Annotated in this window: 27 protein-coding genes and 2 pseudogenes; 23 read left to right on the forward strand and 6 right to left on the reverse strand. The window is 68.2% G+C overall.

Annotated elements, in window-relative coordinates:
* Positions 1-72: 72 nt before the first annotated feature.
* The 5 genes from V8F63_RS10915 to V8F63_RS10935 form a co-directional block, all read right to left on the reverse strand.
* A complete protein-coding gene (locus V8F63_RS10915) occupies positions 73-993 on the reverse strand; it encodes a cobalamin biosynthesis protein CbiG (RefSeq protein ID WP_392353157.1) in 921 nt (306 codons plus the stop codon).
* Positions 994-1,066: 73 nt separating this feature from the next.
* Entirely contained in the window at positions 1,067-1,609 is a 543-nt protein-coding gene (locus V8F63_RS10920) for a hypothetical protein (RefSeq protein WP_392353159.1), read from the reverse strand.
* 3 nt (positions 1,610-1,612) lie between these two features.
* Positions 1,613-2,398: an exodeoxyribonuclease III gene (locus tag V8F63_RS10925; RefSeq protein WP_313632272.1), complete on the reverse strand. Its 786-nt coding sequence runs from the start codon at positions 2,396-2,398 to the stop codon at positions 1,613-1,615.
* Between the two features lie 109 nt (positions 2,399-2,507).
* Positions 2,508-3,224 (reverse strand): hypothetical protein, encoded by a 717-nt coding sequence (locus V8F63_RS10930; RefSeq protein WP_392353161.1) that lies wholly within the window; start codon positions 3,222-3,224, stop codon positions 2,508-2,510.
* The gene (locus V8F63_RS10935) at positions 3,218-3,415 is read right to left on the reverse strand and encodes a hypothetical protein (protein WP_392353163.1); all 198 of its coding nucleotides are present in this window, start codon (positions 3,413-3,415) and stop codon (positions 3,218-3,220) included. Before V8F63_RS10935 ends, V8F63_RS10930 begins: the two co-directional genes overlap by 7 nt.
* 133 nt (positions 3,416-3,548) lie before the next feature.
* On the opposite strand from V8F63_RS10935, the gene V8F63_RS10940 reads away from it, so the two are divergent.
* From V8F63_RS10940 to V8F63_RS10970, 7 genes and pseudogenes are all read left to right on the forward strand, one after another.
* The gene (locus V8F63_RS10940) at positions 3,549-4,622 is read left to right on the forward strand and encodes an MBL fold metallo-hydrolase (protein WP_392353165.1); all 1,074 of its coding nucleotides are present in this window, start codon (positions 3,549-3,551) and stop codon (positions 4,620-4,622) included.
* Positions 4,619-5,391: pseudogene (locus tag V8F63_RS10945) on the forward strand (enoyl-CoA hydratase). Before V8F63_RS10940 ends, V8F63_RS10945 begins: the two are co-directional and overlap by 4 nt.
* 63 nt (positions 5,392-5,454) lie before the next feature.
* Positions 5,455-5,658: a hypothetical protein gene (locus V8F63_RS10950; RefSeq protein WP_392353167.1), complete on the forward strand. Its 204-nt coding sequence runs from the start codon at positions 5,455-5,457 to the stop codon at positions 5,656-5,658.
* An 8-nt stretch (positions 5,659-5,666) separates the two neighbouring features.
* A complete protein-coding gene (locus tag V8F63_RS10955; protein WP_392353169.1) occupies positions 5,667-5,966 on the forward strand; it encodes an N-acetyltransferase in 300 nt (99 codons plus the stop codon).
* Positions 5,967-6,014: 48 nt separating this feature from the next.
* Positions 6,015-6,574: pseudogene (locus V8F63_RS10960) on the forward strand (DUF1285 domain-containing protein).
* Positions 6,571-7,245 carry a CoA pyrophosphatase gene (locus V8F63_RS10965; RefSeq protein WP_392353171.1) on the forward strand — a complete coding sequence of 225 codons (675 nt, stop codon included), beginning with the start codon at positions 6,571-6,573 and terminating at the stop codon, positions 7,243-7,245. The pseudogene V8F63_RS10960 and the gene V8F63_RS10965 overlap by 4 nt, the downstream one beginning before the upstream one ends.
* Complete coding sequence (locus V8F63_RS10970; protein ID WP_392353173.1) at positions 7,242-8,450, forward strand: CCA tRNA nucleotidyltransferase; 1,209 nt, start codon at positions 7,242-7,244, stop codon at positions 8,448-8,450. The genes V8F63_RS10965 and V8F63_RS10970 overlap by 4 nt, the downstream gene beginning before the upstream one ends.
* Here the strand turns inward: V8F63_RS10970 and V8F63_RS10975 are convergent.
* Complete coding sequence (locus tag V8F63_RS10975) at positions 8,431-9,381, reverse strand: endonuclease/exonuclease/phosphatase family protein (RefSeq protein WP_392353174.1); 951 nt, start codon at positions 9,379-9,381, stop codon at positions 8,431-8,433. The genes V8F63_RS10970 and V8F63_RS10975 overlap by 20 nt on opposite strands.
* On the opposite strand from V8F63_RS10975, the gene V8F63_RS10980 reads away from it, so the two are divergent.
* The 16 genes from V8F63_RS10980 (at position 9,380) to ssb (ending at position 20,650) form a co-directional block, all read left to right on the forward strand.
* Positions 9,380-9,571, forward strand: a complete 192-nt coding sequence (locus V8F63_RS10980) for a hypothetical protein (RefSeq protein WP_392353176.1) — start codon at positions 9,380-9,382, stop codon at positions 9,569-9,571. The two genes, V8F63_RS10975 and V8F63_RS10980, sit on opposite strands and share 2 nt — an antisense overlap.
* 26 nt (positions 9,572-9,597) lie before the next feature.
* Positions 9,598-11,022 (forward strand): DUF2793 domain-containing protein, encoded by a 1,425-nt coding sequence (locus V8F63_RS10985; RefSeq protein ID WP_392353177.1) that lies wholly within the window; start codon positions 9,598-9,600, stop codon positions 11,020-11,022.
* 66 nt (positions 11,023-11,088) lie between these two features.
* Positions 11,089-11,304, forward strand: a complete 216-nt coding sequence (locus V8F63_RS10990; protein ID WP_392353179.1) for a hypothetical protein — start codon at positions 11,089-11,091, stop codon at positions 11,302-11,304.
* A complete protein-coding gene (locus tag V8F63_RS10995; protein WP_003166816.1) occupies positions 11,276-11,533 on the forward strand; it encodes a hypothetical protein in 258 nt (85 codons plus the stop codon). Before V8F63_RS10990 ends, V8F63_RS10995 begins: the two co-directional genes overlap by 29 nt.
* On the forward strand, positions 11,530-11,913 hold the full coding sequence (locus V8F63_RS11000) for a M15 family metallopeptidase (RefSeq protein WP_025976662.1): 384 nt from the start codon (positions 11,530-11,532) through the stop codon (positions 11,911-11,913). The genes V8F63_RS10995 and V8F63_RS11000 overlap by 4 nt, the downstream gene beginning before the upstream one ends.
* Positions 11,910-12,332, forward strand: coding sequence for a hypothetical protein (locus tag V8F63_RS11005; protein WP_312448945.1), 423 nt, complete (start codon positions 11,910-11,912; stop codon positions 12,330-12,332). Before V8F63_RS11000 ends, V8F63_RS11005 begins: the two co-directional genes overlap by 4 nt.
* A gap of 4 nt (positions 12,333-12,336) precedes the next feature.
* Positions 12,337-12,516: a hypothetical protein gene (locus V8F63_RS11010; protein ID WP_134580402.1), complete on the forward strand. Its 180-nt coding sequence runs from the start codon at positions 12,337-12,339 to the stop codon at positions 12,514-12,516.
* Positions 12,517-12,773: 257 nt separating this feature from the next.
* A complete protein-coding gene (locus tag V8F63_RS11015; RefSeq protein WP_392353181.1) occupies positions 12,774-13,580 on the forward strand; it encodes a flagellin in 807 nt (268 codons plus the stop codon).
* Positions 13,581-13,691: 111 nt separating this feature from the next.
* Positions 13,692-14,495, forward strand: a complete 804-nt coding sequence (locus tag V8F63_RS11020; protein ID WP_392353183.1) for a flagellin — start codon at positions 13,692-13,694, stop codon at positions 14,493-14,495.
* 91 nt (positions 14,496-14,586) lie between these two features.
* Complete coding sequence (locus V8F63_RS11025) at positions 14,587-14,868, forward strand: hypothetical protein (RefSeq protein WP_392353185.1); 282 nt, start codon at positions 14,587-14,589, stop codon at positions 14,866-14,868.
* 119 nt (positions 14,869-14,987) lie between these two features.
* Complete coding sequence (locus V8F63_RS11030) at positions 14,988-15,929, forward strand: flagellin (RefSeq protein WP_392353186.1); 942 nt, start codon at positions 14,988-14,990, stop codon at positions 15,927-15,929.
* A gap of 250 nt (positions 15,930-16,179) precedes the next feature.
* Entirely contained in the window at positions 16,180-18,237 is a 2,058-nt protein-coding gene (locus V8F63_RS11035; protein ID WP_392353188.1) for a transcriptional regulator, read from the forward strand.
* A gap of 2 nt (positions 18,238-18,239) precedes the next feature.
* Positions 18,240-18,890, forward strand: coding sequence for a hypothetical protein (locus V8F63_RS11040; protein ID WP_392353190.1), 651 nt, complete (start codon positions 18,240-18,242; stop codon positions 18,888-18,890).
* An 81-nt stretch (positions 18,891-18,971) separates the two neighbouring features.
* Positions 18,972-19,640 (forward strand): hypothetical protein, encoded by a 669-nt coding sequence (locus tag V8F63_RS11045; RefSeq protein ID WP_392353192.1) that lies wholly within the window; start codon positions 18,972-18,974, stop codon positions 19,638-19,640.
* Between the two features lie 2 nt (positions 19,641-19,642).
* Positions 19,643-20,065, forward strand: coding sequence for a hypothetical protein (locus tag V8F63_RS11050; protein WP_392353194.1), 423 nt, complete (start codon positions 19,643-19,645; stop codon positions 20,063-20,065).
* A gap of 90 nt (positions 20,066-20,155) precedes the next feature.
* Entirely contained in the window at positions 20,156-20,650 is a 495-nt protein-coding gene (gene ssb, locus V8F63_RS11055) for a single-stranded DNA-binding protein (protein ID WP_025976669.1), read from the forward strand.
* Positions 20,651-20,703: the final 53 nt, after the last annotated feature.

The following is a 20,703-nucleotide window of genomic DNA, read 5'->3' on the forward strand; positions in this document are numbered from 1 at the left end:
GACCGATGCGCTGACACCCCTCATCCGAGCGCCTCCGGCGCCCACCTTCTCCCACAAGGGGAGAAGGAAGACTCAGACCCCCAGAATCCAGCCTTCTTCGTTTTCGACCTGGGCGATCACGGCGTCGTCCGCACTCGCAGGCGGCGCAAAGGCCTTCTGCAAGGTCCCGGCATCGTCCATGCGGGCGAAGGCTTCGGCGGCGGCGCGGACCTGAGCCTGAGTCTTGTACTCCTTGACGCCTTCGGCGTTCACGCCGCGCTTGGCCTCAAACATCAGCGGCCAGACCTCGACGACGATCGCCGACAGGGGCGCGATGTCGGCCTCGGTCAGCTCGCGCCAGCCGGTGCCGAAGGGCCAGACAGCGGCCGAGGCGCCCAGATTGTCCAGCAGGCGGCGCAGCATGGGCACGCCGACCAGCGTCAGGCCGCCGATCGCGCCCGCGCCGTGCATCTGCCAGACGCTCTTGGGCGGCAGCTTGTCCTTGCGCGCGGCCAGTTCGGTGGCGCGGAACTCGGGGATGTCGGCGCCCGCGCCCTCTGGCGGCTTGGTCGTGGTCAGCCAGCGTTGCGCCTGGCTGGCGGGCGCGCCCCAGAAGGGCCAGGGCTCGTCCGTCATCAGGCGGTTCATCTTGGCCGCGACCTGATAGCGGTTGTTCGAATTGTCGGCCTTGTCGACGATGTTGGCCGCCAGGAACTTGCCCATCGCGTCCCACGGACGGCCGTCCAGCTTTAGGCGCGCGGCGGTTCCGGTCGGGAAGCCGAAGTCGAAGTCAAAGCCCACCAGCACGCGGTCGCCGCGCTTGCGATGTTCGGCCAGCAGGTCGGCGATCAGCTTCTCACCCTCTGCGCGCGTGGCGACGTTGTGGGTCTCGGCATACAGGCGGAAACGCACGTCGCGCTTGGCGACGCCGACCCACAGGGTCTGTTCGCCCAGCTTCTTGCCCTCGGCGGCGGTCCAGTTGGCGATGATGTAGGCGTCGAAAAGGCGGGCCACGGGGGCTCCTGAAGAAAGAAGCAAAGGAGGGACGAGGGGTTCTAGCCGCCCGGACTCAAGCCGTGAAGGGCGATCAGCGTTGCATCACGGCTTCGACGTGCGACAACCAGCGCCGTCCCAGCCGCAGCCCCTCGCCCGGCGAGCGGGCGCCGCTGGTCTTTTCGGCCTCCGAGGCGGGCGCGTTGTGCGTGCCGTTCCACAGGGCGATCTCAAACTCGGCGTTGTGCGGGTCGCTGAAGATCAGCCGCAGCACGACCAGTTCTGCGTCGGGCGCGTCCAGCTCGATCTCCTTGCGCCTCTGGCCGCGCAGGACGCGGGCGACCAGATGGCTGTCGACGATGATTTCGGCCCCCAGCACTTCTTCGAAGGCGTAGACCAGCCCCATGGCGCCTCGGTTCCACAGGACGACAAGTTGGCCGCCCTCAAGGTCGAGCCCAGCGGCGCGACCTTCATAAGGCGAAAGCGCCAGGGTGTCGGCCGGCGCTCCCAGCGCCTTGGTCATCGCGCGTCGCAGCCGCCGCTCGGATTCCATCCACCAGGAAAACAGCAGGACGCTGGTGGTCAGGAAGGCGGCGATCAGGGCGATAAGCAGAATGGCCCTGAACGTGTCGCCCATGGATCAGGCCTCCAGATCCAGGTCGACGACGACGGGCACGTGATCGCTGGGCTTATCCATGTCGCGCGCGTCGCGGTGGGTTTCGATGCCGCGGAAGCGGTCGGCGGCCTGGGGCGACAGCATGGCGAAGTCGATGCGAATGCCGTGGTCGCGGCGCCAGGCGCCAGCCTGGTAGTCCCAGAAGGTGAAGGTCCCGGCGGGTTCGCGGCCCAGTTCGTGGGAATCGGCCAGGCCTAGCCATTTCAGGGCGCGAAAGGCCTCGCGGCTCTGCGGCTGGAACAGGGCGTCTTCGGTCCAGGCGGCGGGGTTCTTGGCGTCCTCGGCCTCGGGGATGACGTTGTAGTCGCCGCACAGGGCCAGCGGCTCTTCCAGCGCCAGCAGTTCGCGCGCGTGGTTCTGAAGCCGCTGGAACCAGGCCAGCTTGTAGGTGAACTTCTCGGTGCCGATGGGATTGCCGTTGGGCAGATAGATGGAGGCGACGCGGATCGGCCGGGGCGCCTCGATCAGGGCCTCGATGTAGCGGGCCTGTTCGTCCGCATCATCGCCGGGCAGGCCGCGCCGCACGTCCGACAGCGGAAATTTCGACAGCAGGGCGACGCCGTTGTAGCTCTTCTGGCCGTGCGTCTCGACGTTGTAGCCCAGGTCTTCAAAGGCCTCGCGCGGGAACTTCTCGTCCACGCATTTGATCTCCTGGAAACAGGCGACGTCGGGATTGGCGGCCTGAATCCACTCCAGCACCGTCGGCAGGCGGGCGTTGACCGAGTTCACGTTCCAAGTGGCGATGCGCATGGGACGCAAGGCTAAGGTGAGCCGCTGCGTTCGGGAAGAGGGGCGGACAAAACAAAGACGCCGCCGGATCGCTCCGACGGCGTCTGAAACGTCAGTCTGATGCCAAAGATCAGCTGTTCGGCGTCGCAGCCGGGGGCGTGGTCGTCAGCTTGCAGCCGCCGCCGATCTGCGAGGCGGTTTCGCAAGGATAGACCTGCTGGACGGCGTTTTCGGTGTTCACGCGGGCGATCAGGCCGTCGGCGCCGTTACAGGCGGCTTCATAGAAGGCGCCGTTGGCGTTCTTGCCCATGTAACGGACCTGGGTCACGTCGCACGAAGCGGCGTCCGATCCGGCCAGCATGGCCTTGACCGTTGCGGCTTGTTCCTGCGGCGTGGTGAAGCGGCAGGTCGAACCGGCCGAGGCCAGTTCCAGGCAGTCCACGACTTCCCAGCCGGCGCCGGCCTTGTTGATCTGGGCGCCGTCGACGCCGGCGCAGCCGATTTCATAGACCACCGCGCCGCCCGACTTGGCGCCGACGATGCGGCCTTGGTCGACCGTGCAGGCCACGCCCGCTTCCTTGGCGTAGGCGGTGAAGACGGCCATGGCGTTGTCGTTGGCGGGCAGGGTGCACTGCGAGCCGACATCGGCGTTGGGGTCGCGCGCACGGGCCTGCTCGGCCGAGGAGGCCAGCACCATGCAATCCGTCGCCTGCGGCGGCGTGGAGGTCAGCAGCAGATAGCCCGGACCGGCGGCGCACGAGACTTCGTACAGCGACTCCTTGGCCGCGGACTGGCCACGCAGCGTGGCCTCGGTGATCTGGCAGTCGGTGTTGGTGGCCGTCAGCACGGCCTGGGCGCCGGCTTGATTTCTTCCGCGCTGGGCGGCTTGGGCTGGTTGCGCGGTTGGCGTTCGCGGTTGCGCGAGGTGCGGCTCTGGGCCTCGGTGACCCGGACGCCGTCCTGATCCTGGGTAGAGCGCTGGGCGAAAGCGGGCGAGGTCAGGCCGGAGATCAGGACCGCCGCGGTCACAGCGATCATAGTACGAGCATTACGGGACACGAGGGCGCTCCTTGAGAAAGTTGCATATCCCTGACCGCGCTAAGCCCCCGGGTCAAGAATAGACGCGACCTGGATTCCGTCATAAGAACCATAGTTGCGATTGGAGACGGACTTGTCTGACGGCGAAACCCTTGCAGGAACCCGCACGGAACGCGGTCTGACCTATCCCGCATTTCCGATGCCCGCACCGGGCGAGGCGACTGTCGTGGCCCCTGGCGTCCTGTGGTTGCGCCTGCCGCTGCCGATGGCGCTGAACCACATCAATCTCTACGCGATCGAGGATGGCGAGGGCTGGGCCGTCGTCGACGCCGGACTGGCGACGGAGGCGTCGCGTGAGAGGTGGACACAGGCTCTGACGGGCATGCTGGGCGGGCGGCCGATCACGCGCGTGATCTGCACCCATATGCACCCGGATCACATTGGGCTGGCGGGATGGCTGTGCGAGCGGTTCGACGCGCCGCTGCTGATGTCGCGGACGGAGTATGTGACGGCGCGGCTGCTGATCGGCGACGAGGCCCTGGGGCCTCCAGCGAGCGCCGAGGCCTTTTATCGGGCGGCGGGCTGGTCGGATGAGCATGTGAAGCGCTGGCGCGACGGCTATGGCGGTTTCGGCCGCATGGTTCAGGATTTCCCGCGCGACTATCGCCGGGTGCAGGACGGCGAGGTCCTATGCCTTGGCGGCGACGAATGGCGCGTCGTGGTCGGCGAGGGGCACAGTCCCGAACACGTCTGTCTATGGCGCGAAAAGGACGGCGTCTTCATCGCCGGCGATCAGATCCTGCCGCGCATTTCCTCGAATATCTCGATCTGGCCGACGGAGCCGCTGGCCGATCCGCTGGGCGACTGGCTGCGGTCGCTGGCGGCGCTGAAAGAACGGCTGCCGGATGATCTGCTGGTGCTGCCGTCGCATGGAGAGCCGTTCTATGGCGTGACCCTGCGGCTGGAAGCGCTGATGCGCGGGCATGAGGTGGCGCTGAAGCGGCTGGAGAAGACTCTGCGGGCGCCGTGCCGCGCCGTGGACGTGTTCGGCGCCCTGTTCGCACGCCCGGTGAGCGACGCCGTGCTGGGCATGGCGACCGGCGAGGCGCTTGCGCACCTTAACTATCTTGAACGCCAGGAACGGGTCCGCCGCGTGCGGGACGGGGACGGCGTGGACTGGTGGAGCCTTTCGGAGACAGGCCAATGAGCGAACATATTCGGACCCATCTGGAAGGCGGCGTCCTGACGGTCGTCTTCGACCGCGCCGACAAGAAGAACGCCATCACCCAGGCCATGTATACGGCGCTGGCCGATGCGACAGAGAAGGCGAAGGCCGACGACGCCGTGCGCGTCATCCTGTTCCGCAGCGAAGGCGATGCCTTTTCGGCGGGCAACGACATCGCCGACTTCATTTCCCTGGGCCAGACCGAGGGCGATCTGGTCGAGATGGGGGTGTTCCGCTTCCTGAAAGCGCTGGCCGAACTGGACAAGCCAGCCGTGGCGGCGGTGCGCGGTCGGGCGGTGGGCATCGGCCTGACGCTGCTGCTGCACTGCGACATGGTGGTGGTGGCCGAGGACGCCCTGCTGTCCGTTCCTTTCGTCAACCTGGCCCTGGCGCCGGAAGCGGCGTCGTCGTTGCTGCTGGGCGCCAATATCGGACATCAGCGGGCGTTCGAGCTCTTCGCCCTGGGCGAGGCCATCGACGGCAAGACCGCGCTGGCCTGGGGCTGGCCAACCGCGCGGTTCCGGCCGATCAGGTCGAGACGACGGCGGCGGATCTGGCGGGCAAGCTGGCCGCGCGGGCGCCCAACTCCATCCGCAAGACCAAAGCCCTGATGCGCGACGCCGAGGTGCTGTGGACGGTCATGCAGCGGGAGGCGGAGGCCTTCGGCTCGCAGATGCGCAGCCCTGAGGCGATGGAGGCCTTCATGGCGTTCAGCCAGAAGCGGGCTCCGGACTTCTCCAAACTGGGCTGATTTCTCGCGGTTGCGCCGAAGATCGCGATTGATCTGACGGGCGCGGGGGACTAGGGGCCGCGCATGAACGCCGCGCCCGCCTCCGCTTCTTCAGACGACCCGCAGATCGCGGGGCCGATTACGCGCGAGACGCCGGCCGATGCGGCCGCGGTCGACGCCCTGGTCATCGCCGCCTTCGGCCCCGGCCGCTTCGCCAAGACGGCCGAGCGTCTGCGCGAGCGGCGCCGCTGGCGGCCGGTTTCTGCCTCCATGAAGACGGCCGCCTGATCGGCTCGGTGCGGCTGTGGTCGATCCTGACGGGCGAAGCGCGCTCGGTCTTTCTGGGGCCGATCGCCGTGGACAAGGCCAGCCGCAGCACCGGCCTGGGCGGCGAACTGGTACGCGCGTGCATCGAAGAGGCGAAGACGCTGGGACTGGACGGCATCCTGCTGGTGGGCGATCCGCCCTATTTCTCGCGTTTCGGGTTTCAACCGGCGCCGGAGGCCGTGCTGCCGGGGCCGGTGGATCAGCGCCGGGTCATGTGGCTGCCCTTTACCGCAGCTGCGCCGGTCGGAGCGGTCCGACCCGACGTCTGAGCCGGGCGCGGCCTTCCTTTGCAGGGCGACGCATCCCATAGTTCAGACATGACGAACCCACCGACATCCTCGGGTCTGACAGGCGTGGCCGAGGCCGCGCGGCAGGCGCCGGGCAGGGGCTGCCTCCCGTTCATCTGTGGCATCCTGACCATTGCGGCGAGATCGACATCCTGATCCGCGCCGACGGCGTGTGGATGCATGAAGGATCGCCCATCGGCCGGGCCGAGCTGGTGCGGCTGTTCTCCACGGTGCTGAGGAAAGACCCTGACGGCTATCATCTGGTCACGCCGGTCGAGAAACTGAAGATCGCGGTCGAGGACCTGCCGTTTCGCGCCGTGGCCGTGCGCGAAGAGGGCGAGGCATTGGTCTTCACCACGGATCAGGGCGACGAGGCCGCCGCCGGTCCTGACCACGCCATCATCGTCGAGACGGATGCGACGACGGGCGAGCCTGCGCCGCGCGTCCATGTGCGCGGCGACCTGTGGGCGCGGATCGTGCGGCCGGTCTTCTATGAACTGGTCGAGCGGGCGCAGGAGGCGGACGGACGGCTGGCCGTGCGCTCGGGCGGGGTGACGTTTCCGCTGGGGCCGGAAGGGGCGGGGCTTTGACCTGTTCCGGTTTGAAGGCCCGGCTGCAACGGCGGCTGGACCCGGTGTCAGACTGGTCGCCGCAGCGTGTGGCGGTGCGATCCGACTATGACCTGAACCCCGATCTCAGTCGGCCGCAGGTCAAGCTGAGACCGGCGGCGGTGCTGATCCCCATCATCGCGCGCGACGACGGGCCCAGCGTCCTGCTGACCCGCAGATCCGACAGTCTGGCCAGCCATACGGGGCAGATCGCCTTTGCGGGCGGGCGGCTGGATGAGGGCGAGACGGCGCTGGACGCCGCTTTGCGGGAGGCGTGGGAGGAGATTGCGCTGGATCCGGCCGTGGTCGAGCCCTTGGGGCTGGGCGATCCCTATGAGACGGGCACTGGTTTTCTGGTGACGCCGGTGGTGGGCTGGCTGAAGACGCCGCCTGAAGTCACCCCGTCGCCCGCCGAGGTGGCCGAGGTGTTCGAGGCGCCGTGGAACTTCCTGATGGATCCGGTGAACCATCGCCGCGACTATTATGATCAGGAGAACGGGCCGCGCCGCTGGTTCTGGGCCATGCCCTATCGCGAGCGCTACATCTGGGGCGCGACGGCGGGCATTCTGAAAGGGCTGTTCAACCGGCTCTATGGCGAGGAGGCAGCGCCGCACAGGGCCGCCGAGGCCGACGCCAGCGAGCGCGTCGGATGAGCCGCGTCCTTGAGGGGCAGGACTGGCTGACCGCCAGTGCGACACAGGCGGTGATGGCGGCGTTGGCGGCGGCGGGCGGGGCGGATTGCGCCCGCTTCGTCGGCGGCTGCGTACGCAACGCCGTGCTGGGCGCGCCGATCGACGATGTGGACATCGCCACGGTGCTGACGCCCGAGGCGGTGGTGAGGGCGCTGAAGGCGGCGGGCCTGAAGAGCGTGCCGACCGGCATGGAGCACGGCACGGTCACGGCCATATCAGAGCGCCAGCCGTTCGAGATCACCACCCTGCGCCGCGATGTCTCGACCGACGGGCGGCGCGCCACGGTCGCCTTCACCGACGACTGGGCCGAGGACGCGGCGCGGCGGGATTTCCGCCTGAACGCCCTCTATGCCGACTCCGATGGCGTGATCCTGGATCCGACGGGCGCGGGCTATGACGACGCCCTGGCCGGACGGATCGTCTTCGTCGGCGAGCCGGAACAGCGCATCGAAGAGGACTATCTGCGCATTCTGCGCTTCTACCGCTTCTTCGCCTGGTACGGGCGGGGCGCGCCGGACGCGGCGGCGGTGGCCGCCTGCGCCGCCCTGGCCGAAGGGGTCGAGCGGCTGTCGGCCGAACGGGTGTCGAAGGAGGTGCTCAAGCTGCTGGCCGCGCCCGATCCGCGCCCGGCGGTGCGGCTGATGCGGGATGCCGGGGTCCTGGGCCGTATCTTGCCGCCGTCTAATAGCGTGACGCTGTTCGAGGCGATGGTCGGGGTCAGCCCGGACCCGGTGCTGCGACTGTCGGCCCTGTTGCCGGCGGACGTTGAGACGGTGCGCGCATCGGCGAACCGGTTGCGGCTGTCCAACGCCCAGAAGGACCGGCTGATCGCCACCGTCCGCGCGCCGCTTGACCCGGATATGAACGACGCCCAGGCGCGCGCCGTCATCTGGCGCGAGGGGCGGCAGGCGTTCGAGGATCGCGTAAGGCGCGCCTGGGCGGCGGGCGGCGAGGCGGCGAGGATGCAGGCGTTTCTGGCCCTCGCGGCCGACTGGACGCCGCCGAAGCTGCCGGTCGGCGGGCGTGATCTGGCGCGAATGGGTCTGAAGCCGGGGCCTGAGACAGGGCGCGTCCTGAAGGCCTTTGAAGACGGCTGGATCGCCGACGACTTCCCCGACCACGGTCATGAGGCGCGGCTGAAGGCGCTTATTGCGTCGCCCGCGTAAGCTCGACGATGACGGGGCGGTGGTCCGAGCCGGTCCTGTCGCCCAGCCGCCGGTCCAAAAGCGCCAGATCGGGCGAGCGCCACACATGATCGATGGTGATGCCCAGCGGCGACGGGGCCATGGCAGGCCAGGTGCCAGGCCAGGCCGGGGCGGGGGTCAGGCCTGCCTCCGCCTTGATCTGACGGCCGATGCGGCCGCTGGAGACGCTGTTGAAGTCCCCCGCGATGACGATCGGCCCCGTCAGTCCGTGGCGCAGTCCGGCCAGCCGCTCGGCCTGGCTGATCTGGCCGTAAGGATGCTGGAAGGGCCAGGGGCGGGTCATGTGGACGGCGATCAGATGAACCGGCCCCAGCGCCGTCTCGGCCTCGGCGACCAGGGCGGCGAGCCCCTGACCGTCGGCGTCGCGCACGCGGCGCAGCGGCCGTTTCGAGGCGATCACCGAGCGCGCCGCGCCGCTGGGGCGATCCTTGCGCGGAGTGGCGACGCGGTGGGGATAGCCCGCCAGAACCTTGTCCAGCCGGGCGTTAGGGCCGTCGCCCAGCTCGATCAGCATGACGATGTCCGCGTCTGCGGCGGCGATGGAGCGGGCGATCGCGTCCGCATCATTGTTCCGGGCCCACAGGTTGGCGGAATAGAGGGTGAGCGTTTCGGCGCCATCGGCAGGCGTCCCGCGCGGCGGCGCCCACTGCGGCCAGACGGCGACAAGCAGCAGCCCTGCGACGACCACGCCCAGCGCCGCCATGTCCCACAGCCTCAGCAACAGGAAGGCCACGCAAACCGCCCCCGTCGCGATCAGGGCCGGGGCGGTGAACTGCGTCAGCAGATCCGGCAGCCGGTGCCCGATACGGCTGAGCGCTGAAACGGCGATCAGGGCGGGCGGCGCCAGAACGGCCAAGGCGGCCAGGCGCGTCAGGGCCTGAAACAGGGTCATGCAGCAGATCGCGAACGGCGGGAGAGGGCTGATCCGGTTAGCCGCCGATCCGGGCGCTGTCGAGGCGGCCTTTGCGCGCGCAGAAACGGCGCGGCTATCGCGACCGAATACGCCGATCCCTGAAAATTCCCGGCTTTGGCGACGCCTCGACCCGATCAACGCGCCTGCATCGGGCGGCTGCACAGACTGACGTCTCCTGATCCACGGAGACTGAACATGAGCATCGACGCCAGCGCGCGGCTGGGCCTGCCCTATCTGGCGGCCGGACAGCTGCAGAAGCACGTCACCCTGAACGAGGCGCTGACCTTTCTGGACGCCCTGACCCAGACGGCGGTGGTCAGCCGCACCACGGCGACCCAACCGGCAAGCGCGTCGGACGGCGACCTCTACATCCTGCCGGAAGGCGCGACGGGCGATGACTGGTCGGGCCGGGCGGCGGGGGCGCTGATGCGTCACGAGATGGGCGGCTGGACGGTCGTGGCCACGCCGGACGGGCATCTGGCCGTGGTTCTGGACAGCGAAGAGATCGTCGTGCGCCGTAATGGTGACTGGACGCCGCTTCAGACCGCGACGCCGGACGAACTGCAGCAGATCACCCGCTTGGGCGTCAACGCCACGGCGGACGCGACGAACGTGGTGACGGTGCGGGCGAACAAGGCCCTGTGGACCGCCCTAGAAAGCGAGAGCGGCGGCGACGGCGATCTGCGCTTCACCTTCAACAAGCAGGCATCGGCGGACGTGCTGTCCCTGCTGTTCCAGAGCGGCTGGGGCGGCCGGGCCGAACTGGGCCTGATCGGCGACGACGACCTGCGGCTGAAGGTCAGCCCGGACGGCGGCGCCTGGCGCGAGGTGCTGATGGCCGACCGTCACACGGGGCGCGCCTGGTTCGCCAAGGGCGCGACGCGGCGCGAGACGACGACGCTGACGACCGGCGGCGCCTGGTCGCCGCCTGAGTGGGCGCGATGGGTTGAGGCCGTGTGCGTCGGCGGCGGCGGAGGCGGCGGGGCCGGGCTGTCCGGTCCGGCCGGGACCAGCCGCCACGGCGGCGGCGGCGGCGGTGCGGGCGGGGTGATGAGCGCCCTTTGGCCGGCCGAGGCTCTCGGCGCCGCCTTGAGCATCTCCGTTGGCGCAGGCGGGGGCGGCGGCTCCGGTTCGGGCGCTGCAGGCGCGTCGGGCGGAGACAGCCGCATCGCCCTGGGCTCCGTGACGCTGTTGACCGGCGAGGGCGGACGCGGCGGGGCCGGCGGCGCGTCAGCGGCCGGGCTTGGCGGCGCCGGCGGAAGCGGCCTGACAGCGTCCAATGCGGGCGGAGCTTCCGCAGTCACGGCGACGGGGATGGCGGGCCAGTCCGCCGCGCGACCCGACGGCCCGGGCGGCGGCGGCGGCGGCGGCGGCGTCGGCGCGGCCAACGTCGTCCAGTCGGGCGGCGCCGGGGGCGACGGCGGCCTGTTGTCGGTCAAGGCGACCGGCGGTGCGGGCGGATCTGGAGCCGGAAACGCCGGACAGAACGCGCCTCTGAACGATTTGCATTGGGCGGGCGGCGGCGGCGCGGGGGCGGCGCTCAGGCGTCCGGAGCCGGGCGGGCCGGGGGCGACGGGGGCTTTTACGGCGGGGGCGGCGGCGGCGGCGGCGCGGGCGTGACGGCGGCGGGCGCAGGCGGCGCGGGCGCGCCCGGCGTGGTCCGGCTGACGGCGATCGGGTGACGTCATGCCCCAGCGCCTGCATCGCATCATCCAGACCGTGGAGCCGTGGGACGAGGCCGCGCCTCCTCTGCCCGAATTGCCGGATGAGGAGACCTGGTCCGCGCCTGACCGGCTCAGCGCCGACGACTGTTTCGACCATCTGGGCGCCGATTGGCGGGTCTCCGCCGCGCCCTTGACCCGGAGGACGACCAATGACGACGCCGAAAGAACCGACGCATGATCTGGCCGAGGGCCGCTGGCTGTGGCGGCGGATCTATGTCTATGGCGCCAGCCTGGCCCTGTGGCTGTTGCTGCGGCTGGCGGTGAACCGGGCGGAGGCCTCGGACCTGCCGCGCATCGCTGATGGGCTGATGGGACTGATCGCCCTGATGCTGTTGCTCTATCTGGTGGCGCCCAGCGCCCAGCAGATCGTCAATATGATGCGCCTGCGCGCGGGCGGGCGGCCATGAGCTTCCGGCTTTCGCAGCGCTCCCGCGCCGCGCTGCAGGGGGTGCATCCCGATCTGGTCGTGGTCGTCGAAGCGGCCATCGAGCTGACGCCAGTAGACTTCATGGTCTCCGAGGGCCTGCGCACGGCGGCGCGTCAGGCGGAACTGGTGCGGGCGGGGGCCAGCCGGACGCTGAACTCGCGGCACCTGACCGGGCACGCGGTCGATGTGGCCGCCTGGGTCGATGGGCAGGTCCGCTGGGACTGGCCGCTCTATCCGCGCATCGCCGAGGCCTTTAAGGCGGCGGCGAAAACCCGGGGCGTGCGGTTGATCTGGGGCGGCGACTGGCCGCGCCTGCGCGACGGTCCGCATTTCGAACTGGACCGGAGAGCCTACCCATGAACGGCGGCCTTCTTCGCACCCTGACGCCGCTGGGCTGGCTGGCGGCGTTCGGACTGGTCGTGGTTCTGATGCTGATCCTCGGGCGAGGTCTGGGGGTGCGGTGGGATCCGCTGCACCTGCAGGCGCGCCGTCTTGAGGCGGTTCAGCGCCGCGCGGATCAGGCCGAGGCCCAGACCGCCGCCCGCGCGCTGGAGGCCGCGGCGCGCGGTCGTCAGATCGAGGCTCTGGACGCCTTTCACCAGCAAGCCGAGGCCGTGGCGCGGGCGACCGCGACGGCCGAAACCCGAGCGAGGACCGCCGATGACGCCGATACCCCTCTGGACCCCGCTCGCGCTCAGCGCCTGCGTGATCATGACCGCGAGCTGTGCCGCCTCGCGCCCGCCGTCGCTGGTTGCGCCGCCGCGTCTGATCCTTCCTGACGCCGTGACGCGGCCCTGTGACCTGGCTGTGCTGCCCGAGACGGCCACGGCGGCGGATCTTGAGGCGGCCTATGTCCGGCGCGGCGGGCAGATCCTCGCTTGCGACGCGGCGCGGCGGCTGGCGGTGGAGACGCTTCAGGCTGAACGCTCGCTGATCGACGAATGGGTGCGTTCGCGCCCGTGAGTTCGCCCAAGCCGAAGGGGCGGGCGGCAAGTTCTGCCGGGTCGCTCGGCATTTATTGCCGCCCGCGTCCTCCAGGGGCAGGAAGTGCCGGGTGTTTTCGTATGGTTTCCAGAATCTAACATCGAAGAATCAATGCGATGGCCTCTGGAGCAGGCGGCGCTGTGTTGGTCCGCCTCTTGCGACATGTCTTTCCGAGCAGAAAGCTCCCGGCAGCCAAAATGGCGTCGGACATCGTCTGAAGACAAAGGACAGCCAAAATGGCTAACAGCATCAACACCAATGCTGGCGCTCTCATCGCCCTGCAAAATTTGAACGCGACGAATCGTGACCTGAACGTCGCGCAAAACCGCGTGAACACGGGTCTGAAAGTTTCCACGGCCAAGGACAACGGCGCCATCTTCGCTATCGCCACGTCGCAGCGCGCTGAAATGGGCGCTCTGGACTCGGTGAAGCAGTCGATCCAACGCGGTCAGTCGATCGTCGATGTGGCCTTGGCCGCCGGCGAGACCATTACCAAGGCGCTGGAAGAACAAAAGAGCCTAGCGGTCGCCATCGCTTCGTCGACCGGGGCAGCGCAGACGGCTTATATAGCCGACTACAACGCCTTGGGCGGTGAAATCACCAAGGCTTTGGCTGGCGCCAGCTTCGACGGTGTGAACCTGTTCACCAACACCGCCCAGCAGTCGGTGTTGACCAGCACTTCGGGCGGAACCCAGAACATCGGCACGGGCGCGGCGATCACTGTCGCCACCACGGCCACTCTGGCGGCTCCGGCCAACGCAGCGGCCGCCCAAGCCGCGATCACGGCCGTCGACACCGCTATCAATGCCTTCACTGCCGAACTTGGCAAGCTGGGCACCCAGTCGAAGTCCATGGAACGTCAACTGACCTTCGTCAGCAAGATGCAGGACTCTCTTGAAGTCGGCGTCGACAACCTGGTGGCGGCCGACTTGGCCAAGGAAAGCGCTCGCCTGACGGCCCTGCAGACCAAGCAGCAGCTGGGCGTGCAGGCGCTGTCGATCGCGAACCAGTCCAGCTCGATCCTGCTGGGCCTGTTCCGCTAACGCTGAAGGCGGCGGTTGAGGCCGCCGCCTGATCACCTCTCGCTACCGAGCAGAATGCTCACCGACGTCAAAACGGCGTCGGCCATCGTCTGAAGACAAAGGACAGCCAAAATGGCTAACAGCATCAACACCAATGCGGGCGCTCTCATCGCCCTGCAAAACCTGAACGCGACGAACCGCGACCTCAACGTCGCGCAGAACCGCGTCAACACCGGCCTGAAGGTCTCGACGGCCAAGGACAACGGCGCCATCTTCGCTATCGCCACGTCGCAGCGCGCCGAGATGGGCGCCTTGGACTCGGTGAAGCAGTCGATCCAGCGCGGTCAGTCGATCGTCGATGTGGCACTGGCCGCCGGCGAGATCGTCACCAAGGCTCTTGAAGAACAGAAGGGTTTGGCGGTCGCCATCGCGTCGTCGACCGGCGCGGCTCAAACGGCCTACCTGGCTGACTTCAACGCCTTGGGCAATGAAATCACCAAGGCCCTGGGCGGCGCGACCTTCGACGGCGTGAACCTGTTCAAGGCCAACGCGGCGGCTGTGGATGTCCGCACCGGCACCGGCGCGGCCGACACTTTCACCGTGAAGGCGATCGCCGCGGCCGACACCGCCGTCGCCACCGCGGGCGGCGGGGCGACCGTGGCTACCGCTACTACCGCTGCGGTCGAGGGCGCCATCACCGCCTTCACCGCCGTCCTGGGTGACCTGGGTACCAAGTCCAAGTCGATGGATCGCCAGCTGACCTTCGTCAGCAAGATGCAGGACTCTCTTGAAGTCGGCGTCGACAACCTGGTGGCGGCCGACCTGGCCAAGGAAAGCGCTCGCCTGACGGCTCTGCAGACCAAGCAGCAGCTGGGCGTGCAGGCGCTGTCGATCGCGAACCAGTCCAGCTCGATCCTGCTGGGCCTGTTCCGCTAATCCGACGCGATTAGGAAGGGGCGGGCCGCAAGGTTCGCCCCTTTCTCGTGTCGTTCGATACGGGAGGCGCGGCAGGTCCGCGCGAAGGGATATGGCTGACAATGTCGTGGGAGTGTCCAGCGTAACCTACCTCAATCGCGAACCGCAGGGTGGGGCTGTCGAGGCGCAGCAACCTGTGCAGGGCGCGCAGAAAGATAGCGACGACGCAGGTCGTTACCGATTGACGATCGAGCGCGAGTCGACCGGGTACGTCTACAAGACCCTGGATCGCGTCACCGGGGAGGTGGTTCGCCAGTTCCCTCGTGAAGAGGTCCTGAAGCTGCGTCAAAGCCCGGCCTATGACGTGGGCAAGATCATCAAGACCGAGATCTGAGCGGCGGTCTGGGCGACGGAAGGCGGCGGCGTTAACAGGCGTTGCTGCGCCGTTAACCATACGCTCAGGAATCAGAGTCATTACTACTCGCCAGAATCGGATCTGAGGCGAGAATGGCCATGACCAACAGCGTAATCACCAATGCGTCGGCGCTTATCGCGCTTCAGAACCTGAACGCCACCAACTCCAAGTTGGCGGCGACCCAGAGCCGAGTGAACACCGGGCTGAAGGTCCAGGGCGCCAAGGACAACGCCGCCACCTGGGCCATCGCCCAGAACCAGCGCGCCGACATGAACGCGCTGGAATCGGTCAAGACCAGCCTGAACCGCGCCACATCGGTCGCCGATGTGGCCCTGGCGGCCGGTCAGCAGATTTCCGACATCCTCGTCGAGCTTCGCCAGAAGGCCACGGCCGCGGCCGACCCGTCAGCGTCGGATGCGACGCGCAAGGCCTACAACGATGAATTTCAGTCGCTGCTGAAGTCGTTGCAGTCGTTTGCGGACAACGCCACCTTTGACGGCGAGAACATCCTGAACGGCAAGGTTGGGGGCGTGCGGCCTGTGGCTCCGGCCACGCTGACGCCTCTGGATTTCCTGGCCAATGCTGACGCGTCAGAGTCGATCACCATGAACCGCCAGGACATGACGCTGGAGGGGCTTGGCCTGAACAACGTTTTCGGTGGTACCCCCGGTAATAATGGGCCGGATGGGGTTCCAGGGGGCGGGGACGACGTGGCGCCGGTGCCCGGAACGGCTGCGCCCAGCCTGCTGACGGAAGCGAGTGCGACGGAGGTTCTGGCCGCCGTCGAGACGGCGCTTGCGACGGCCAGTTCGAAGCTCGCCGAGCTGGGCGCTCAGTCCAAGCAGATCGAAAAGCACACGTTGTTCGTCACCAAGCTGATGGATTCGCTGGAAGTCGGCGTTGGCAATCTGGTGGACGCGGACATGGCCCGTGAAAGCGCGCGGCTTCAGGCCTTGCAGGTGCAGCAGCAGCTCGGCGCCCAGGCTCTGTCGATCGCCAATCAGGCGCCGCAGATCATCCTGTCGCTGTTCAAGGGCTAAAGGCGCTAGCCTATTCGCCGGGTCGGCCAGTCTCCCAAAAGAACGGGCGGCCGTCGGCGGGGCGGAGAAGGGCGGGGGATCAGGCCGTACAGGCTGATCAGCCGCATCAAAAACCAGCGTACGCGCGACATGAAACATCTCCACATCAGGCTGTAGACGAAGTGGAACTGTGGCTGGCGCTAGCCGGTTGCGTGGGGCGGTTAAACAATTCGTTACCGCGCCTGAGACAAGCTGGCCCGCGGAGGCTTTCGTGGCGGTGATCAACAACAGCTATCTGCTGGGTCTTTATGGTCTCGCCGGAGGAGCGGGCGCGGGCTCGGCTGGGCAAAGCGCGCCCAAGCCGAAGACGCAGCCGACCGCGCCGTGGACCTTGAGCGGCAAGGAAAAGCCCAGCCAGTCGGACCTTCTGCGTACGGCCTTGAGCGGGCGAAAGCTCGTCAACGAGGACAATGCCGTTCTCGACGTCAAGGGCGTCTCCTCAAGCGACTACCGCAAGATTTTCGCCCTGTATCAGGGGCTGTCCATGCTTGAAGCCCTGACGACCCGCGCGGGCGAACGCGGGGTCACCCGTATGGAGTCCGAGCAACTGTCGCGACGGTTCGCTTCCGGCATGGCGGAGGTGATGGATTTCCTCAATTCAGCCCAGTTCGAGGGCGTGCGGGTGGTTCAGGGCGTCTCGGCCTCGCAGAGCCAGTCGACCGCGGCCGTACCACGCGACAATCCCAAATATCTGACCGGCCCGATCCACGACGGCGCCCTGACCGACGAGGTCGCCGCCTTCCAGGGCGATGTGCGGTTCGGGATTACGGTGAAAACCACGACCGGAAGCCAGACGGTCGATATCGACCTGGCGGAGATGGGGGCGACGCCGCGCACGATGGATGCGGTGGTGCAGCACATCAACGGCAAGCTGGAAGAGGCGGGCGTCCAGACCCGCATCCACCGTCAGATGATCGAGGCCGAGCCGCGCACGGTCAAGGCGGGCGACAAGACTATCACCCTTCCGGCCGGCCCGGCGCGCTGGGGGCTGACGGTCGCCGGCGTCTCGCTGGAGACGATCAGCTTCACCCCCGCCGAGGCGCGGGATTCGATTCAGGTCGTACAGGGCGCAGGCAGCAAGGGCGCCCATGAGGTGCTGAAGTTCGACCCGGACGGCAATCCGGTGGCGGGCGCCGGCGGCGGGTTCTGGGTCGAGGGCCGCAGCGGCGTCTCGTCCCTGCCGGACGGCGTCGAGACGGTGCGGGCCAGCGCGGCCGGGCCGGACGGTTCGATGTGGATCGTGGCCGATGTCAGCACCGGCGCCTCGACCCAGCCGATCAAGGGCCAGGGCGACGTCGTTCTGATGAAGCTGGATTCGGCGGGCAATGTGGTCGTCAGTCGCGCTCTGGGCGCGGCGTCCAAGGCCAGCGGCTACGCCATCGCCGTGGATGCGGATGGGCGGGTGGCCGTGGCCGGGTCGGTGATCGGCGCCCTTGTGCCCGGCGAGGCCGGCGCTTCCGCCACGACGGCCGACAGTTTCGTCACCGTCTTCGACGCCCAGGGCCGCGAACAGTGGACCCAAAGGCGCGGCGCCAAGGCCGAGGATGAAGCCACCGCCGTGTCCTTCGGCGCGGACGGGCGGGTCTATGTGGCCGGGCGGGCCAAGTCGGCCATGCCGGGGACCTTGGCCGTGGGCGGCTGGGACGGCTATGTTCAGGCCTTCAGCGAAAGCCAGGTCCACAGTCTGGCGCCGATCACGGCGACTGCGACCGGGGCGACCCAGTTCGGCACGGCCGGCGACGACAACGTCCAGGCCATGACCGTCGACGGCGACAATCTGTACACGGCGGGCGTCGAGAACGGCGCCTTTGTCGTGCGTCATTTCCGTATCGGGGCGACGGGCGCGCCCGAGCTTCTGAGCGTGCGCAATCTGGGCTCCTCATCGGGCGGCGAGATCGCTGGTCTTGCGGTGGCGGACGGGCGGTTGATCATCTCGGGCGCGTCCGGCAACGGCGCCCTGAACGCGGGTCAGGTCGCCAATGCTCATGCCGGCGGTCAGGACGCCTTTGTCGCCGTCCTGTCCACGGACCTGGCCGCATCGGGTGCGGATCGGGTGACCTATTACGGCGGCGCGGGCGACGACACCGCCGCCGACGTCAAGGTGCATGAGGGCAAGGTCTGGCTGACCGGCGTGTCGGATCGCGCCATCGGGGCCAAGGCCGAAGACCCCTCGCGCGGATATCTGGCGCGACTGGACGTGCAGACGGGGCAGGTAGAGTGGAGCCAGACCTGGACGGCGGCTGACGGCCAGGCCAAGCCCTGGCCCTGACGGTGTCTTCGGGCGGCGCCAGCGTGCTGGACCGGCTGGGCCTGCCGCAGGGCGAGATCAGCCAGAGCCAGTCCAAGACCCTGGTGGATGCGACGGCAGTGCGTGCGGGCGACCGTTTTTATGTGCAGAACCCGGCGACGGGCCGCAAAACGGCGGTGACGATCGACGCCAAGGACACCTTGCAGTCGCTGGCGCGCAAGATCGAAATGGCGTCGGGGCGTTATCTGAAGGTCACGGTGAAGACCGATCGCGACTATGTCACCGGCATGGACGGCGACGCGCGGGTGACCAGCGGCGGGGTCCAGCGCCTTTCCATCACCAGCGCCGACGGGCGGGCCGGGGCGGTTCTGACGCCAGGCGAAGCGGGGAGGGACGCCCTGGCGGGACTGGGCCTGACGCCCGGCTTCATCGGCAAGACGCAGGACAAGACCAAGACCTTCGGCATCGACCTGTCGCCGCTGCTGAACCTGTCCGGCGCAGAGGCCATCGCCAAGTCGCGCGATCAGGTGCAACTGGCGATCAAGGCCATGCGCGACGCCTATCGCGCCCTGGACCCGGCAAGCGACAAGCCCAAGGTGACGGGTCAGGCCCCGGCCTATCTGCAGGCGCAACTGGCCAACTACCAGGCCGCCCTGGCGAGACTCACAGGCTAAGCCGGGGTTGAGGGCGCTTTCGGTTGACGGCTGTGGGGCGCTCGGGGTTAGTGGGGCCTTCTTTGGCGCGTTGAGAGCTGCATGGCCCTTTCGAAAGACAATCGTACGGTTCTGATCGTCGGCGCCGGCCTGGCCGTCGTCGGCGCCGTGGCCGCCGCCCTGGTCTTCAGCGGCGGGAAGGATGCGCCGTCCGAGCCGCCGCCTGCGTCCAAGGGCGGCCTGACCATCGACGTGGCCGAGGCCCCGACGCTGGAGCCGACGCGCGAACTGCGCTGCTTCGTGGATGGCCAGTTCGTCGGCCTGGCGACCCTGGCCGACTGCGCCCAGCGCAACGGCGTGGCCACCAGCGCCCTGGACGTGGGGCTGGATGCTTCGGGCTCGCTCGTCGCGGCGCCGACCGCCTCCTTCGCGCCGCCGCCGGAACTGCCTTCGAACCCGGCGGTCGAGATCGCCCCTGCGGGCCAGCCGGGCGCCGTCGAGGATACGCGCGCGGCGCCTTCGACCTCGGGCACGGCCTGCCTGCGTCACACCGGTTCGGAATGGCGCCAGGTGTCGGGCAATATGAGCCTGGCGGCCTGTGTCCAGGCTCTCTATTCGGGAACCTGCGTCGCGCCGGGCGAGGCGCGTTATGGCCGGTGGGGCGACACGACCCTGCGTCTGGTCCCGCGCCGCGTTGAGCAGTCGACCGACAACAACCGTTTCCGCACCCTGGCCCAGCAGGACCGCCAATGTCAGTTCCCGGAGCTGTGAGCATGGGCCGCGCTTCGATCACCCTGCTGGCGATTGTCGCGGTGTCTGCGGCTCTGGGCGCCTGCGCCAAGAAGGCGGAGGCGCCGGGCGGGACGGGCGTCTGCTACCATATGGGCCAGGACGCCGAGGGCGGGGGCGTGCGCTTCAACGTCGTCGCCCGCGACCAGCCGCAGATCGAGTTCTGCGCCGCGCGGTTGGAAGAGATGCGTCTGCGCTTCCTGCGTCTGGGCGGCAGCAAGACCGAGATGGTCGGCGCCTATCAGGGGCAGTTCATTTTCATCGACCGCGCGGGGGTCAAGTTCGGCAAGTCCCTGGACGGCCCGCGCTTCTTCGCCCTGGCGCGCACGGGGGATGGCCGCTTGGCCATTCCGGGCGCGATCCAGCGCCAGATCGACGGACGCCCGGTCGCAGTCGCTCCGAACTGATTTCAGCGCCCGGAATTGGGCGTGAACAAAACTGGAACATCTCGTCGAAATCCGCTAGAATCGACGCAAGAAGATAAAAGGACATTCGTCATGGCGGGCAGCGTCAACAAGGTCATCCTCATCGGCAATCTGGGCCGCGATCCGGAAATCCGTTCGCTGAACAACGGCGACCGCGTCGCCAACCTGCGCATCGCCACCTCAGAAACCTGGCGCGACAAGTCGACCGGCGAGCGCAAGGAAAAGACCGAGTGGCACTCGGTGGTCATCTTCAACGACAACATCGTCAAGGTGGTCGAGAACTATCTGAAGAAGGGCTCGACCGTTTACATCGAAGGTTCGCTGCAGACCCGCAAATGGACGGATCAGCAGGGCGTCGAGAAGTATTCGACCGAGATCGTCATCCAGCGCTTCAACGGTCAGCTGACCATGCTGGGCGGCCGCGGCGACAGCCAGGGCGGCGGTGATCGCGGCGGCTACGGCGGCGGTCGCGACGACGACTATTCCTCGGGCTTCTCGACCGGCGGCGCCAACAAGCCCTCGGGCCCGAAGGAAAGCTACGACCTGAACGACGACATTCCGTTCTAAAGGTTCGCGGGATCGAAAAATGAAGGCCGCGCCTCCGCTGGGGGCGCGGCCTT

It is taken from the genome of Brevundimonas sp. LF-1 (assembly GCF_037055305.1).
In the GTDB taxonomy this organism is placed as follows: Bacteria; Pseudomonadota; Alphaproteobacteria; order Caulobacterales; family Caulobacteraceae; genus Brevundimonas; species Brevundimonas sanguinis.